Genomic DNA, 16,150 nt, shown 5'->3' on the forward strand with positions numbered 1-16,150 from the left:
GCTAAGTCAACGCACCCTTCAGGTCGAAGCTCGCGTCGGCAGCCTGCTCGGGCGTGATCGAGCCATGGGCGGCAAGCAGGCGCCGTCCGAACATATGATCGCCCGCGCGATTGACGGACTCGATGCCGACGAGTTGCCCGCCCCTGTAGCAAAACGCCGAGAATGCCGCCTGGGCTTGATCGCCGCGCACCACCACGCGGTCGTAGCCGGTCGTCAGTCCCGCAATCTGGAGCTTGTCGGGTCCCTGATCGCTCCAGAACCATGGCAAACCGTCATACGGCTTGGCATCGCCGGTCAGCCGGACCGCGACGCAGCGCGCGTGGTCGGTAGCGTTCTGCACCGACTCCAGCCGCAGCGAGCCGCCGAAACGCGGGCTCGCAAACAGCGCGCAGTCGCCGATCGCCGAGATAGTGGGATCGGCGGTCAGCAGGTGCTCATCGACGATGATGCCCGACGCAACCGGAAGGCCGGCGTCCGCCGCCAGTTCCACATTCGGCAACACGCCAACGCCGACCACAATCAGGTCGGCTTTCATGTGCCGGCCATCGCTAAGGCTGACGCCCGTGACCTTGTGGCCGTCGCTCTCGATGCTGGTGACCTGCACGCCCAGATGAATGCGAATGCCCGCCGCGGTATGGCGCGCCTGGAAGAATTCCGAGATCTCCGCCGTCACCGCGCGCGCCATCACGCGCGGGCCAAGTTCGACGACGTCGACTTCGAGGCCCTTGGCCCGCGCCGTCGCCGCGAACTCCAGCCCGATGAATCCGGCGCCGATGACGACGACGCGTTGGCCTTCAGTGATGTAGTCGCGCAGCGACTGGCTTTCGTCGAGCGTGCGCAAGTAACGCACGCTGTCGAGATTGGCGTTGGGAATGTCGAGCAGACGGTTGCGCGCGCCGGTCGCCAGCACCAGATGCCCGTAGTCGAGCGAAGCGCCGGAGGCGAGCGCGACCTTGCGGGCGGCGCGGTCGATCAACACCGCGCGATCGGAGATCAGGTCGATCTTCTGGTCGAGATAGAATTTTTCCGGCCGGAACATCAGGCTGTCGGGCCCGCCGGTTCCTTTCAGATAGGCTTTTGATAGTGGCGGCCGCTGGTAGGGCAGATGGCCTTCATCGTTCAACAACACGATGCGTTCCGAAAAGCCGTGCTGGCGCAGCGAGGCCGCAACCTGATAGCCGGCGTGGCCCGCGCCGATGATGACAACCGCTCCTGCCGTCATAGGGACATCCTACGTTCGAGCGCACGGGAATGACCCATGTCGTTTCCTCTCCAGTGATTTTGGCTTGCCTGCCTCGTCCCTTGGGAGCGGCGCTCGTGTCCGTCCCGAACGATGACGGGCGCTATCTGACCTCATGGAACGACGAGACGCAAGGGCGACGGCGGCCCTTGCCGCATTTTGCGGGCTTGGCCGGGGATTGTCACCTGTTGCCTTCTCTATTTAAATGCTCGGCCCATCCGCGCGCCCCCGGAGGCCTTGCCATGTCGACTTCCGATGATACCGCCGCCCCTGCCCTGCTCAGGATCGAGGGCCCGATTGCCACGATCACGCTCAATCGCCCTGCGGCTTTCAACTCGATCAATCTGTCGATCGCGCAAAAGCTCGAGCAACTCGGCGCGGAGGTCGAGGGCAATGACGACATAAGGGTGCTGGTGATCGAGGGCGAAGGCCGCGCCTTCTCGGCCGGCGGCGATCTGCAGACCATCGGTGCCGCCGCCGCCAACGACACCATTGCGCCCGTGGTCGGGGAACTGTTGAAGCACTACCACGCCTTCATCGAAGCGGTGCGGCGGATGCCGAAGATCGTGTTGTCGAGCGTCCACGGCTCCGCCGCCGGCGCCGGCATGGGCTTGGCATTCGTCACCGACCTCTGCATCGCAGCCGATGACGCCCGCTTCACGCCGGCCTATGCGAAGATTGGCGTCTCGCCGGATGGCGGCAGCACGGTCGGCATGGTCGGCACCGTCGGCACCCGCCGCGCCCTGCAGATATTTCTGGCCGAAGACAGTTTTACTGCGCAGCAGGCCTATGATTGGGGCCTGGTCGCCCGCGTCGTTCCGGCGGCAGAGTTGAAGGCTGAAACGCGCAAATTCGCCGAGCGGCTGGCACAGAACCCGCCGGCGGCGATTAGCGGCACCAAGTCGCTAATCTATCAGGCCGCGGTTACGCCGACCAAGCAGCAGCTCGACGCCGAGGAGGCGAAGATCATCGACGCCATGCAAACGGACGAATTTCGCGTAGCGGTGAGGAAGTTCACCAGCAAGTCGAAATGAGGGCGCCGAGCAAGTAGACTAGCTGTCGTCCCTGCGAACGCAGGGACCCATAACCACAAGCGTTCGTTGTTTTCGAAGGCGTGAGCCGTCTTGTTCTAACCGCGAGAGCAACGCGGTATGGGTCCCTGCGTGCGCAGGGACGACATCGTGGCTTCGACAAGTTAGTTCTTTCCCTGCCCTCGCATAAAATCGAAATCGCAGCCCTCGTCGGCCTGCAGGATCGTCTCGTTGAACAGATGCGCGTAGCCGCGCTTGGCCCAATCGGGCGTCACGGCCGGTGCCAGCGCCGCGCGCCGCTTTTCCAGCTCCGCCTCGTCGATGAGCAGGTCGATGCTACGCTTGGCGACGTCGAGCCGGATCATGTCGCCATTCTTCACCAGCGCCAGCGGCCCGCCCACGGCCGACTCCGGCGTGATGTGCAGCACGATGGTGCCGAACGCCGTTCCGCTCATCCGCGCGTCCGATATCCGCACCATGTCCTTGGTGCCGCCACGCGCGAGCTTCTTCGGGATCGGCAGATAGCCCGCTTCCGGCATGCCCGGCGCGCCTTTGGGGCCGGCGTTGCGCAGCACCAGCACGTCGTCGGCGTTGACGTCGAGATCGGGGTCGTCGACCCGCAGCGTCATGTCCTCGACCGATTCGAATACCACGGCGCGCCCGGTGTGCTGCAGCAGTTTTGGGCTCGCCGCCGACTGCTTGATGACGGCGCCACGCGGCGCGAGGTTGCCATGCAGTACCGCCATTGCGCCTTCGGCCTTGATCGGATTGTCGCGCGGACGGATGGCGTCCTGTCCTGGCACATCTTCCGCACGAGCAACGACCTCGCGCAGCGTCTGACCCGTGATGGTCTTGGCGTCAAGATCGATGAGATCGCCAAGTTGCGCCATCAACTTCGGCACGCCGCCGGCATGATGGAAATGCTCCATGTAATGCTCGCCCGACGGTTTCAGATCGACGAGCACCGGCACCTCGCGGCCGAGCCTGTCGAATGTCTCGAGGTCGATCTTGTGCGGCGAGCGATGGGCGATCGCGGTGAGATGGATCAGGCCATTGGTCGAGCCGCCGATCGCCTGCATCACGACCTGCGCGTTGCGGAACGATGCCGGCGTCAGAATCTCGCTCGGCCTCGGTCCCTTGGCTTTCGCCATTTCGGCCGCGACCCTGCCGCTCGCCTCCGCCGAACGAAAACGTTCGGCATGCGGCGCCGGGATCGTCGCGCTCATCGGCAGCGACAGCCCAAGCGCCTCGGTGATGCACGCCATGGTGCTGGCGGTACCCATCACCATGCAGGTGCCGACCGACGGCGCCAGCCGGCCGTTGACGGCTTCGATTTCGACGTCATCGATTTCGCCCGCGCGATATTTCGCCCAGAGCCGGCGGCAATCGGTACAGGCGCCGAGCACCTCGCCCCGGTGATGCCCGACCACCATCGGGCCCACCGGAATGACGACGGTCGGCAGATCGGCTGAGACAGCGGCCATGATCTGCGCCGGCAACGTCTTGTCGCATCCCCCGATCACGACCACGGCGTCCATCGGCTGCGCGCGGATCATCTCCTCGGTATCCATCGCCATCAGATTGCGCAGATACATCGAGGTTGGATAGGCAAAGCTCTCGGCGATCGAAACCGTCGGGAACACCATCGGCATCGCACCCGACAGCATCACGCCGCGCTTCACCGCTTCGATGATCTGCGGAACATTGCCGTGACAGGGATTGTAGTCGCTGTAGGTGTTGGTGATGCCGACGATCGGCCTGTTCAGCGCATCATCCGAGTAGCCCATGGCCTTGATGAAGGCCTTGCGCAGGAATAGCGAGAAGCCAGCATCGCCATAACTCGTCAGTCCCTTGCGAAGTCCGTCGGCCATTTTCTTCTTCCTGTCGTCGTGGATGGGCACTTAAGGAGCCCGGCAGATTATTGTCAATGTTTGATCATTTTGCGCCGTGGGCGGGGGTATCGGCCAACATACCGCGGTATTATTGACAATAATGCGCTTGCGTGCTGACTTTCCGTCCAAACTGGAAACGCGCTCATGAACTAACCGTTGCGCATTGGCATCGTCGGCGCCGGCATGATGAGCCGCCAGCATCTCATCGCCTGGGCGAGCATATCAGATCAAGCCCGCGTCGAGGATTGCTATGGGCTGTCGGGCCGGGAGGCCTTGCGATGAAGCCGCAGGAATCATTGACGGAAACTTCCGCGCCGACGCGCGAGGAGGAACAGGCGGAAGTCATCCGCCGGCTGGAAGAGGACATCATCTTCGGCCGCTTCGCGCCGGGCTCGCGGCTGGTCGAGGACACGCTGATGCAGCGCTACGGCGCCAGCCGGCATTTCGTCCGCCAGGCGCTATTCCAACTCGAACGCCAAGGCATCGTGCTGCGTGAAAAAAACATCGGCGCCACCGTGCGGTTCTACTCGGCCGAGGAGGTGCGCCAGATCTACGAGGTCCGGGAAATGCTGACGCGGCAGGCGGCGCTGATGATTGCGCTGCCCGCCCCGGCCAGCCTGATCGAGCAGTTGAACGAGCTGCAGCAGCAATATTGCGCCAGAGCCGACGCGCAGGATCTGCGCGGCATCCACGAGGCCAACGACGCGTTTCACGTCGCGCTGTTTTCCGCCTGCGGCAACCCGTATCTGGTGCGCTCGCTGCAGGATTACATGAACCTGACGCTGCCGATGCGCGCCAAGAATCTCGCCGACAGGGAGGGACTGGCACTGTCACGCCGGCAGCATGAATTGATGATCGAGCTGTTGAAGGGCCGCGATAGCTGGGCGCTGGCGCAGCTCTGCGTCGATCATATGCAGTTCAGCAAGTCGGATTATCTCGGCTGCATCGCCGAGGATGAGGGCAAGCGCTAGCGCTTGCTCCAATCCACGATCCGGCTCTCGTCGCCGTCGAACTCCATGCTGCAGAACGTGCCGCCCTGGTAGTAATCGCCGACCGGATCAGATTTCAGCTTGGCCTGCTCGGCCATCGCGTGCTCGCGGAAATCCTCGGCCCGGCCAGCCGGCCGATAGCCCAGCTCGTAGGCGCGATGGTTGTCCCACCAGGCGCGCTCGTTGTAGGAGGCGCCGTAGAAGATTTCGAAGTGAATGTCGGGATGATCGAGCCCGATGCGGCAGAGCTGCACGAGGTCCTCCGGCTTCAGCCAGATTGACAGGCGGCGGTGATCCAGCGGCATCTCGCCGAAATTGCCGATCCGAATACAGGTGACGCCAAGCCCGTGCTTGTCGGCATAGAGCGCGCCCACGGCCTCGCCGAACACCTTGCTGACGCCATAGCGGCTGTCGGGCCGTGCGGTGACGTCGGTGCCGATCCGGTGATGGCGCGGATAGAAGCCGACCGCGTGGTTCGACGAGGCGAACACCACCCGCTTGACGCCTTTTTTCCGCGCCGCTTCGAACAGATTGTAGCCGCCGATAATGTTGGATTGCAGGATCGAATCCCAGGGACCTTCGACCGAGTAGCCGCCGAAATGCAGGATGCCGTCGATGCCTTCGCAGATCGCCTCGACCTGCGCCATGTCGGCGAGATCGGCCGGCTTGAACTTCTCGTCCTTGCCGAGATCGGCCGGCGGCTTCAAGTCGCTCAGCAACAGGTCCGGATAGATCGGCGGCAACAGCTTGCGCAAGGATGTGCCGATCCCCCCGGCCGCGCCGGTCATCAATATGCGTGGCATTTGTTTCCTCTTAGTCTCGCGATCGATTTGCGGTCATTAGCAGGTAATGATAGCTAACCCAAACGCTCTGGGAACGCACCAACGAGAACAGCAAATGTCCGATGCAACATCGCATTCAGCCGGCTGGCGCCCGGCCACCTCTTATCCCGATCCGGCTATCCGCGCGCTCGATCCACGGTTCGAAAAATACTGGCTCAAGCTGTCGGCGGTGGAGCGGCTGACCACAGGGTTGCGCTGGGCCGAAGGGCCGGTGTGGTTCGGCGACGGACGGTATCTGCTGTGCAGCGACATTCCGAACCAGCGCATCATCAAGTGGGAGGAGGAGACCGGCGCGGTCAGCATCTTCCGCAAGCCGTCGAATTTCGCCAATGGCAACACCCGCGACCGTCAGGGACGCCTGGTCACCTGCGAGCACGGCGGGCGGCGGGTGACGCGCACCGAATATGACGGTTCGATCACGGTGCTGATCGATTCCTTCGACGGCAAGCGGCTGAACTCTCCGAATGATGTCGTCGTGAAGTCCGACGGTTCGATCTGGTTCACCGATCCGGTGTTCGGCCTGCTCGGCAATTACGAGGGCTACAAGGCCGAGTCCGAGATCGACGCCAATGTCTATCGGCTTGATGCCGCGACCGGCAAGGCGACCATCGTTGCCGAGGGCGTGCTGGGACCGAACGGGCTTGCCTTCTCGCCGGATGAAAAAATCCTCTACATCATCGAGTCCCGTGGTGTGCCCAACCGCAAGATCCTCGCTTATGACGTCGCGCCTTCCGGCGACAAGCTTTCCGATAAGCGCGTGTTTGTCGATGCCGGCCCAGGCACGCCGGACGGCTTCCGAATAGACATCGACGGCAATCTGTGGTGCGGCTGGGGCATGGGCGATCCCGAACTCGACGGCGTCGTGGTGTTCGCGCCAGACGGCGTCATGATCGGCCGCATTGCGCTACCGGAACGCTGCGCCAACCTCTGCTTCGGCGGCTTGAAGCGCAACCGCCTGTTCATGGCCGCGAGCCAGTCGATCTACGCGCTCTATGTGAACACGCAGGGCGCGCCGGGGGGATAGGTTTACCCCTTCTTCTCCTGCGCGGCGGCGGTTTGCTTGGCAAGCGCGTCTTCGAACACCTTCTCCAGCGTCGCCGCATAGGCATCGAACTCGCCGGGGCTGACGAACGGATTGGGTCCACCTTCGGCGAGCTTGGCGCGCTTTTCCGCCATCTTGTACATTTCCGGATGCGGCGCGATCAGCACATCCGGCTTGATGTCCTTTGCCCGCGCGAACGTCTTCCGGTAATCGGTAACGATTCCGGAATAGGTCGGGTTGCCGGCGAGGCGATTCAGCGCCACCGTGCCACTGCAGAAGATGAGGACCGAGCGCGAGGCATCACCGTCCTTCACCGAGAACGACCAGCTCGTGCAGCCAGGCGAATGGCCGGGGGTTTCGCGGGCGGTCAACGTGACGTCACCTACGGTGACCGTGTCGCCTTCGCGAACCGTGCGGTCGACCTTAACGGGCGGGAACGCCAGCGAAGTGTCTTCCCGCGCGCCCGGATAGTAGCCGCCTTCAAGCAGCGGCTTGTCGGCTTCGCCGGCGACCATCTGGCCGCCGGTGGCCTGTTTCATCTCGGCAAGGCCGCCGGTGTGATCGATGTGGGCGTGGGTGTTGAGGAGGTATTTGACGTCCGTGATCTTGAATCCGAGTTTCTCGATGTTGGCTTTGATCTGCGTCGTTGATTCCGGCATTACCGTATCGACCAGGATATGGCCCTGCGGCGACGTGATCAGATAGGACGCGAGGCCGTCGGTTCCGACATAATAGACGTTGCCGATCATCTTGAATGGCTCGGTCGGCGTGTTCCACTTTACCTTGAGGGCCGCGATCAGATCCTTCGGCGTCTGCGCCTCCGCAGCGGCAGTCAGCGACATCAGCGCGACGAGTGCAACGGCAATCTTCTTCACGGGCATCCTCCACACTCTTCTTGTTAGATCGTCGCTGTATCGGCGCGCATTGACTTGGCTTCAGCTTGCCGACGATTCTGGTCAAAAAAATGCCGGCCGCGGTTCCGCAGCCGGCATCTTTCACGATCGGCGCGAGCGCCGCATCAATTACGCCGCGTTGTAGCCGGCGACCGCCTTCACCTCGAGATATTCTTCGAGGCCGTACTTGCCCCATTCGCGGCCGTTGCCGGACTGCTTGTAGCCGCCGAACGGCGCGGTGCGGTCGTTCGGCACGCCCTGCAGGTTGACGTTGCCGGCGCGGATCTGGCGGGCCACGCGACGCGCGCTTTCTACCGTATCGCCGGAGACGTAACCGGCGAGACCATAGGGCGTGTCGTTGGCGATGCGCACCGCATCGGCTTCATCCTTGGCGCCGATGATCGTCAGCACCGGTCCGAAAATTTCCTCGCGGGCGATCGTCATCTCGTTGGTGACGTCGGCGAAGATGGTCGGGCGGACATAGAAGCCCTTGTTGACGCCCTCAGGCAGCCCCGGGCCGCCGGCAACCAGCGTGGCGCCTTCGTCGATGCCCTTCTTAATCAGCGCCTGGATCTTGTCCCACTGGCCGCGATTGACCACGGGGCCGATGGTGGTGCCTTCGGCGCGCGGATCGCCTGCCTTGGTCTTGTCGGCGACACCCTTGGCGATGGCGGCGACTTCCTTCATCTTCGATAGCGGCACGATCATCCGCGATGGCGCGTTGCACGACTGTCCGGAGTTGTTGAACATGTGCATTACGCCGCCGGTGACGGCCTTGGTGAGGTCGGCGCCTTCGAGGATGACGTTCGGCGACTTGCCACCGAGTTCCTGGCTGACGCGCTTCACGGTCGGCGCTGCGCGCTTGGCGACGTCGACGCCGGCGCGGGTCGAGCCGGTGAACGAGATCATGTCGATATCCGGGTGCTCGGCCATCGCGGCGCCGACCTCGGGGCCGAGGCCGTTGAGCAGGTTGAATACGCCCTTCGGCACGCCCGCTTCATGGAGGATTTCGGCGAAGATCAGGGCCGAGGTCGGCGTGAATTCCGAAGGTTTCAGGATCATGGTGCAGCCGGCGGCGAGCGCGGGCGCGACCTTGCAGGCGATCTGGTTGAGCGGCCAGTTCCACGGCGTGATCATGCCGACGACGCCGACCGGCTCGCGCACGACGACGGCCGAAGGAAGCGTCTCCTCGAAATGATAGTTCTTCAGCACCTCGAGCGTGGAGGCGATGTGGCCGAGGCCGGCGCCGGCCTGCAGGCGTTCGGCCATCGGCAGCGGCGCGCCCATCTCGTCGGACACGGCGGCGCCGATCTCCTTCATGCGGCCCTTGTAGATCTCGATGATCTTCTCGAACAGCGCAATGCGCTCTTCGCGGCTGGTCTGCGAATAGGTCACGAAGGCGCGCTTGGCGGCGGCAACGGCCTTGTCGAGGTCGGCCTTGGAGCCGAGCGCAACTTCATACATCGTTTCTTCGGTCGCCGGATTTACGACGGGCGTGGACTTCTTGACGACAGGATCGACCCAGGCGCCATCGATGTAGAACTGCATGCGATTGACCATCGGAAACCTCTTTAATCTCGGAGCAATGGAGGGAGGAACGGAAGCGTTCGGCAGGCATCCTTGCACGAAAGCCAGGGCAGTTGAACCCGCCATATGCGGGATGCCGCGATGCGGCAGGCGCTGGATATAAGGACGGCGAGCGGAGGGAGGCAAGGTGCGTACCTCTTTGCTTACCCTCCCCTGGAGGGGTCCGAGACGAGCAAAGCTCGCTCGTGGGTCGACGCGCGTGCAACGCGCGGCGGGGCGGGGTGACGGTCTCTCCACATCCAACAGTGCCCGAGTGGAGAGATCACCCCACCCCGTCTCACATTTCGCTGCGCTCAATGCTCGTCGACCCTCCCGCTCCGGGGGAGGGTGAAATCACACCGCCATCTTCCGATGCCGCACCGGCGCGCCTACGGTGAGGCTTTCGGCGGCGTCGATGATGGCGTTGGCGTCGATGCCGTAGTGGCGGTAGAGGTCACGAATAGTGCCGGTCTGGCCGAACTGCTCGACGCCGAGCGCTTCAGTGCGGTGGCCGCGGACGCTGCCGAGCCAGCCGAGCGCCGCCGGGTGGCCGTCGATCACGGTGACGAGGCCGCAATCGCGCGACAGCGGCGCCAGCAGCTTTTCGATATGACTGAGATGCTGGATGCCACGGCGGTCACGGCGCAAGTTCCGCGCGGCGGACCACCCCGCATGGAGCCGGTCCGCGGAGGTTACCGCCAGTAAACCGACATCGCGGTGGCTTTCGCCGATCAAGCCCACCGCCTCGATCGCCTCGGGCGCGACCGCGCCGGTATAGGCGATCACGATATCGCAATTGGCGCCGGGCTCGCGCAGCCAGTAAGCGCCCGCGGTGATGTCACTCTGTAAGGCCGGCGTCATGATGCGCTGCGGCTGGTCGACCGTGCGGGTCGACAGCCGCAGATAGACCGAACCGCCGTCGCCGTCTTCGCGCTGCATATGGCGGAAGCCCCACCCCATGATCACGGCAAGTTCATCGACGAACGCCGGCTCGAACGAAGCCAGCCCGTCCTGCGCCATGCCGATCAAGGGCGTCGCGATCGACTGATGCGCGCCGCCTTCCGGCGCCAGCGTGATGCCGGATGGCGTCGCCACCACCATGAAGCGCGCGTCCTGGTAACAGGCGTAGTTCAGCGCATCGAGGCCGCGCTCGATGAAGGGATCGTACAACGTGCCGACCGGCAGCAGCCGCTCGCCGTTGATCTGATGCGACAGCCCGAGGGCCGAGAGCACGATGAACAGATTCATCTCGGCGATGCCGAGCTCGAGGTGCTGCCCCTTCGGCGAGAACTCCCAGGTATAGGCGGACGGGATCTTCTCCTGCCGGAACAGGTCGTGGTTTTCGGCTTTGGCGAACAGTCCGCGGCGGTTGACCCAGGCGCCGAGATTGGTCGACACCGTGACATCGGGCGATGCGGTAACGATCCTCGCGGCCAGTTCGGTATCGCCGCGCGCCAGTTCATTGAGCACCAGCCCAAAACCCTGCTGTGTCGACATCTGCGCCGCCGGCTTGAAGGTAAGCCGCTCGGGCACCTCGATCACCGGCGCGGTCAGCCGGCGGCGGCCTTCCTCGTTGAAGGGCGCTGCCGCCAAAAATGCTTCGAGTTCGGCCGGCGACTGCGACAGGCCTTCGAACTTGTCCCACTCATGGCCAGGGCGGATGTTCTGCGCGGGGCGCCACTTCTCCATCTGCGCCACCGTCATCAGGCCGGCGTGGTTGTCCTTGTGGCCCTGCATCGGCAAGCCGACGCCCTTGATAGTGTAGGCGATGAAGCAGACCGGCCGATCGTGATCGATCGATTCAAACGCCTCGATCATGCTGGCCATGTCGTGGCCGCCGAGATTGGACATCAGCGCCAGCAATTCGTCGTCGCTGCGGCGGTCGATCAGTTGCGAGACCTGCCCCTGATCGCCGATGTCGTCCTGCAAGTGCTTGCGGAACGCCGCGCCGCCCTGGAAGCATAGCGCGGCGTACATCTGGTTCGGGCAATTATCGATCCAGCGCCGCAAGGCCTCGCCGCCGGGTTCGGCGAATGCCGCCTGCATCAGGCGGCCGTATTTTACAATCACGACCTCCCAGCCGAAATTGCGAAACATCGTCTCGAACTTCGCCCACAGCCCTTCGCGCACGACCGCATCGAGGCTCTGGCGGTTGTAATCAACCACCCACCAGGTGTTGCGCAGCGCATGCTTCCAGCCCTCGAGCAGCGCCTCGAAAATATTGCCCTCGTCCATCTCGGCGTCACCGACGAGCGCAATCATCCGCCCCTCGGGGCGCTCCTTCATCCAGCCGTGAGCAGTGACGTAATCCTGCACCAGCGAGGAGAACAGGGTTTGCGCGACGCCGAGGCCGACCGAGCCGGTGGAGAAATCGACGTCGTCGGCGTCCTTGGTGCGCGACGGATAGGATTGCGCGCCCTTGAAGCCGCGGAAATTTTCCAGCTTGCCGCGGGTCTGGTGGCCGAACAGATACTGGATGGCGTGAAACACCGGGCTCGCATGCGGCTTCACCGCGACGCGGTCCTGCGGCCGCAGCACGGAGAAATACAGCGCCGACATGATGTTGGCGAGCGAGGCGGATGACGCCTGATGGCCACCGACCTTCAAGCCATCGACGTTAGGTCTGACGTGATTGGCGTGATGGATTGTCCATGACGACAACCACAAAACCTTGCGCGCCAGCGCGGTCAGCATTTCCAGGCGTGCGGGCTCGATCGGCATGGCCATGCTCCGGAGGTGTTCAGTATGCGCCGATTTTAGCGGGCGGTGGGCTACCAAAATTCTCAATTTCCTGCGACATACAGCCCGATATTGGGATAGTTTCCCACAATCCGCCTCCAAACCCTGAGTTCATCCCAATGCCCTCCCTCGACGCCATCGACCGCAAGATTCTTGCCCTGCTGCAGTCCGACAGCCGCATGACCATGCAGGAGCTCGCCGACAAGGTCGGCCTGTCCATGTCGCCCTGCCATCGCCGCGTCAAGCTTCTGGAAGAGCGCGGCGTCATCACCCGCTACATCGCGACCGTCGACCAGAAATCGTTGGGTTTGCATGTCAGCGTCTTCATCTCGATCAAGCTGGCGCGGCAGAAGGAGGAAGACCTCAACCGCTTTGCCAAGGCGATTTCGAAGTGGGACGAGGTGCTGGAGTGCTATCTGATGACCGGCAATCGCGACTACCTCCTGCGCGTCGTGGCGGCCGACCTTTCCTCCTATGAAGCGTTCTTGAAGACCAAGCTGACACGGCTCGACGGCATCGCATCCATCGAGTCGAGTTTTGCGCTGAGCCAGGTGAAGTATTCGATCGCGCTGCCGGTGTAGCCGTCGTCCCTGCGAACGCAGGGACCCATAACCACCGCTGCTGATCGTTGAGGGAAAGTCGTCGACCATCCCCGCAAGACAACATCCGCCGCGGCGTATGGGTCCCTGCGTCCGCAGGGACGACGGAGATGGGGATGGTTGCGATACAAAATATGACTCCGCGTTCTCGCGGCACGATGTGCCCGAGGTTTGCATCTTCTTTTGCCCTTCTGAAGATAGAGGGCGCAGGGAAGACCGGGTGCTGGCTGCACCCGCGGTCTCGTGTGCAATTGCGCATAGCAAAAGCGCACACGAGCATACAGGTACAGCGGGAGCATCCCGGCCTTCCCTGCGCAATGGCTTTACGGCTTACTTCGTGCTCTTCCCGGAGAACGGCTCTTTTGCCTCCGTCGCCCCTGAGAAGCTTCGCTTCTTAAGGACTTAACGCCAGCACCGCGGCGCCCGAACCACACGACTTCGCCGTACGCTTCCGGCGCGTACGTCCAGCGCGCCATCAGCGTCCATCGCATCTCACCGCACGGTCGTGACGATCGCGAGCCGCCCCTCCATCGGGTGAGACGGGCGGAATATGCGGCTGATTTGCCTCTCGCGTGAAGCGAAATATTTTTGATTCACGGGCTTGACACGATTTCGGAAAATCAGAAGTGATTTGCCTGGCCGTCCCTGCCAACCTTGCAATCGCTGGATGTTCGATGCAGCATCCGAAGGGGCGGTATATCAGACACGGTATATCGAATTGGAACGGTTGGACGATCTCGAAGCCTTCCTCGCAGTCATCGAGAAGGGCAGCCAGGCGGCGGCCTCACGTCATCTTCGGCGCCCGTTGCAATCGCTCAATCGATCGCTGATGGCGCTGGAACGCGCGCTCGGCGTCGAGCTCGTGAAACGCACCACGCGGCGGTCGGAGCCAACCGAGGCTGGGCGGGTATTTTACGAACGCATCAAGCCGGCGGTTGCCGAAATCATCGAGGCGCGGGCCGAGGCAGCCAATCTGCGCGGCGAAATTCTGGGGCCGTTGAAAATCGGTGCGCCCATTCTGTTTGCGTCGTCCTATGTGGCGCCGATCGTCAGCCGTTTTCTAAAACTCTATCCCAACGTGGATGTCGAGCTTCGCGCCTCCGACGAGCAGGTCGATCTCGTTGCTGACGGCCTCGATATTGCCGTGCGGATCGGCGACTCCGCCGATGAATCCCTGATCGCCCGCCGATTGCATACACTGCGCGTGGTCGTCGTCGGCGCCCCGTCTTATTTCGCCGAGCATGGCCGGCCGCAGCATCCAGGCGAGCTCGAGCAGCACGCCTGCATCTTGCGGGCCGGCGCCGAGGTCATCGACAAATGGCCGTTTCGGATCGACGGCCGGCTGCAGTCGATCAGGGTGCACGGCCGCTTTCGTTCGAACAGCGCCGCTTCGATCCGGGCTGCCGCGCGCGAAGGCACCGGCCTTGCCCGGCTGCCGCTGTGGCAGATCAGCGATCTCGTCGCGCAGGGCGCGCTCACGATCGTTCTGCCGGAATTCGAAACCGAAGGAATGCAGATCCAGTTGGTCTGGCCGCCGACACGGGCGCCGCTGGAGCGCGTCCGGCGTTTCTCGGATTTTCTGGCGAGCAGCCTGAAGACCGATCTGCTTTAGCTCTCAATCCCTCATCCTGAGGAGCCGCGAAGCGGCGTCTCGAAGGATGTAGGCCACCAGCCGGGCCTCATGGTTCGAGACGCGCGGAGCCTCTCATCGGGCCGCGCTATGCGCGGACCCGTTGGCGCTCCTCACCATGAGGGACTAATCCGCACGTCAGAATACATTATATCCGGGCGCCAGCAGATGTTGTGGATCGTAGCGCCGCTTGGCTTCGCGAAACTGCGGCCAGCTTGATCCAAAGTGAACCTCCCAATCGCCAGGCAACATGGCGAAGGCACCGACCGGATACTGAACGCCGCCGGCTTCGCGAATGCGATCGTAGAGCGTACGATTTTCCGCAACCATCCGCTCCGCCACCGCCACATCGTTCGTTGCGGGGATGCGAATGAGATTGAAGACGAAGACCATGTCTTCCTTCGGCAGGCGAACCAGCGGCGTATGAAACGCCCGCGTGAGCAAAGGGTAGAGAGTTATCCGCCCGAACGGACCAACAGCATCGCCCTTCAGGCCAGCCAGAATATCGCCGGCGACCCGTTCGACGTTGCTGCCGCGCAGGAACGTCAAAAACCAGGGCTGCGGATTGGACCATTGGCCTTTGGAGCGCAGCAGATTTTCGAATTTTCCAAACGCCAGGGCATCCTCGCGATAGGTCAGGTCGGCGATGACGGCGGCGCCGCGCTCATCCGACAATCCGGAAAGCACCACCTTGTCATCGGGAGCCGAGCCGCTGCCGTAAGGTATCGCGCCGTCGAGCTGGTACCGCCAACCGCCGCTGCCATCGGGAAGAATGGCCCCCTGCAACTGGTCGAAGCGCCCTTCCGTCAGCACGCGCCGCTGGTCCGCCGTCAGCGATGACAAATCGCGGTAGAAGAGCTGAAAGCGCCTGATACGCTCGGGAGCGCGCACCAGACGCAGCGTTGCCCGCGCAACGATGCCGCATTGGCCTAGGCCGGCGCGGACGCCGTCGAAGAGATCGGCGTTAGCGGCCGCCGAGCAACTCAGTTCATTGCCATTACCCGTCACCACGTCCAGCGCGATGACGTTGTCGGTTTGCATGCCATGCCGGGATGACGTCGCGCCGATGCCGCCCACCGCGATCGTTCCTCCGACCGATAGGCCGAGATAGTTGGTCAGCACTGGCGGCGTGAGTCCCTGCGCCAGGGTCGCGTCGAGCAGATCTTTCCACGTCGCTCCGGCATCGACCACGACGCGATCGTGCTGGATCTCGCGGATCGCGTTCATCGCGCTCATATCGACTACGACGCCGTCCTCGGACAGCGAGCGGCCAAAGATCGAGTGGCCCTGCCCGCGCGCCGCCACCTTGACATCAGCGCCTCTGGCCCAGCGCATCAGGCCCGCAATGTCGGCGCTCGATGTGGGCCTGAGCACGCCGCGCGGTTGCTTGTGAATGAGGCGGCCAAAATCATGGGCTGCGGCGGCGCGCACCTCCGGCTCAAGGCGGACATTGGCAGGCAGATGCGGACCGTCTGCCGACGCCGCCTGTGCCGATGCTGCCAAGGCGCTGGCGTGCGAAGCGAGCGCAGCGGTGACGCCGAGGCCCGCGCCCAAGAACATACGTCTGTCCGACGGCATGAAGCCCTCCTTGTCCAGAGGCCGTGATGCTCACCCCCAAAGCTGCGGCCTCACCCGGCATGAGACAATGACTGCCACGCCGGATGGACATTCCCGAAAACCGGGAGAA

Annotated in this window: 12 protein-coding genes; 5 read left to right on the forward strand and 7 right to left on the reverse strand. The window is 63.4% G+C overall.

The window, feature by feature from the left end; genetic code table 11:
• Position 1: 1 nt before the first annotated feature.
• A complete protein-coding gene (locus YUO_RS0127200; RefSeq protein ID WP_028350108.1) occupies positions 2-1,222 on the reverse strand; it encodes an NAD(P)/FAD-dependent oxidoreductase in 1,221 nt (406 codons plus the stop codon).
• A 260-nt stretch (positions 1,223-1,482) separates the two neighbouring features.
• Here YUO_RS0127200 and YUO_RS0127205 point away from each other — a divergent pair, with 260 nt between their 5' ends.
• Positions 1,483-2,274 (forward strand): enoyl-CoA hydratase/isomerase family protein, encoded by a 792-nt coding sequence (locus tag YUO_RS0127205; protein WP_028350109.1) that lies wholly within the window; start codon positions 1,483-1,485, stop codon positions 2,272-2,274.
• A gap of 161 nt (positions 2,275-2,435) precedes the next feature.
• Here the strand turns inward: YUO_RS0127205 and YUO_RS0127210 are convergent, their stop codons facing one another.
• Positions 2,436-4,142, reverse strand: a complete 1,707-nt coding sequence (locus YUO_RS0127210; protein WP_028350110.1) for an IlvD/Edd family dehydratase — start codon at positions 4,140-4,142, stop codon at positions 2,436-2,438.
• A 299-nt stretch (positions 4,143-4,441) separates the two neighbouring features.
• On the opposite strand from YUO_RS0127210, the gene YUO_RS0127220 reads away from it, so the two are divergent.
• Complete coding sequence (locus YUO_RS0127220; RefSeq protein ID WP_028350111.1) at positions 4,442-5,134, forward strand: GntR family transcriptional regulator; 693 nt, start codon at positions 4,442-4,444, stop codon at positions 5,132-5,134.
• Here YUO_RS0127220 and YUO_RS0127225 read toward each other — a convergent pair.
• On the reverse strand, positions 5,131-5,955 hold the full coding sequence (locus YUO_RS0127225) for an NAD-dependent epimerase/dehydratase family protein (protein ID WP_028350112.1): 825 nt from the start codon (positions 5,953-5,955) through the stop codon (positions 5,131-5,133). The two genes, YUO_RS0127220 and YUO_RS0127225, sit on opposite strands and share 4 nt — an antisense overlap.
• A gap of 94 nt (positions 5,956-6,049) precedes the next feature.
• On the opposite strand from YUO_RS0127225, the gene YUO_RS0127230 reads away from it, so the two are divergent.
• A complete protein-coding gene (locus YUO_RS0127230; protein WP_028350113.1) occupies positions 6,050-7,018 on the forward strand; it encodes an SMP-30/gluconolactonase/LRE family protein in 969 nt (322 codons plus the stop codon).
• 2 nt (positions 7,019-7,020) lie between these two features.
• On the opposite strand, the gene bla is transcribed toward YUO_RS0127230, so the two are convergent.
• The 3 genes from bla to YUO_RS0127255 form a co-directional block, all read right to left on the reverse strand.
• A complete protein-coding gene (gene bla, locus YUO_RS0127235; protein ID WP_028350114.1) occupies positions 7,021-7,911 on the reverse strand; it encodes a subclass B3 metallo-beta-lactamase in 891 nt (296 codons plus the stop codon).
• Between the two features lie 147 nt (positions 7,912-8,058).
• On the reverse strand, positions 8,059-9,489 hold the full coding sequence (locus YUO_RS0127245; RefSeq protein ID WP_028350115.1) for an aldehyde dehydrogenase family protein: 1,431 nt from the start codon (positions 9,487-9,489) through the stop codon (positions 8,059-8,061).
• A 360-nt stretch (positions 9,490-9,849) separates the two neighbouring features.
• Positions 9,850-12,216: a transketolase gene (locus YUO_RS0127255; RefSeq protein ID WP_028350116.1), complete on the reverse strand. Its 2,367-nt coding sequence runs from the start codon at positions 12,214-12,216 to the stop codon at positions 9,850-9,852.
• Between the two features lie 137 nt (positions 12,217-12,353).
• Here YUO_RS0127255 and YUO_RS0127260 point away from each other — a divergent pair, with 137 nt between their 5' ends.
• Positions 12,354-12,815, forward strand: a complete 462-nt coding sequence (locus YUO_RS0127260) for an Lrp/AsnC family transcriptional regulator (RefSeq protein ID WP_028350117.1) — start codon at positions 12,354-12,356, stop codon at positions 12,813-12,815.
• A 736-nt stretch (positions 12,816-13,551) separates the two neighbouring features.
• Positions 13,552-14,445 (forward strand): LysR family transcriptional regulator, encoded by an 894-nt coding sequence (locus YUO_RS0127265; RefSeq protein WP_028350118.1) that lies wholly within the window; start codon positions 13,552-13,554, stop codon positions 14,443-14,445.
• A 156-nt stretch (positions 14,446-14,601) separates the two neighbouring features.
• On the opposite strand, the gene YUO_RS0127270 is transcribed toward YUO_RS0127265, so the two are convergent.
• Positions 14,602-16,041 carry an FAD-binding protein gene (locus tag YUO_RS0127270; protein WP_028350119.1) on the reverse strand — a complete coding sequence of 480 codons (1,440 nt, stop codon included), beginning with the start codon at positions 16,039-16,041 and terminating at the stop codon, positions 14,602-14,604.
• Between the last annotated feature and the right edge of the window lie 109 nt (positions 16,042-16,150).

Source organism: Bradyrhizobium murdochi (assembly GCF_000472965.1).
In the GTDB taxonomy this organism is placed as follows: domain Bacteria; phylum Pseudomonadota; class Alphaproteobacteria; order Rhizobiales; family Xanthobacteraceae; genus Bradyrhizobium; species Bradyrhizobium murdochi.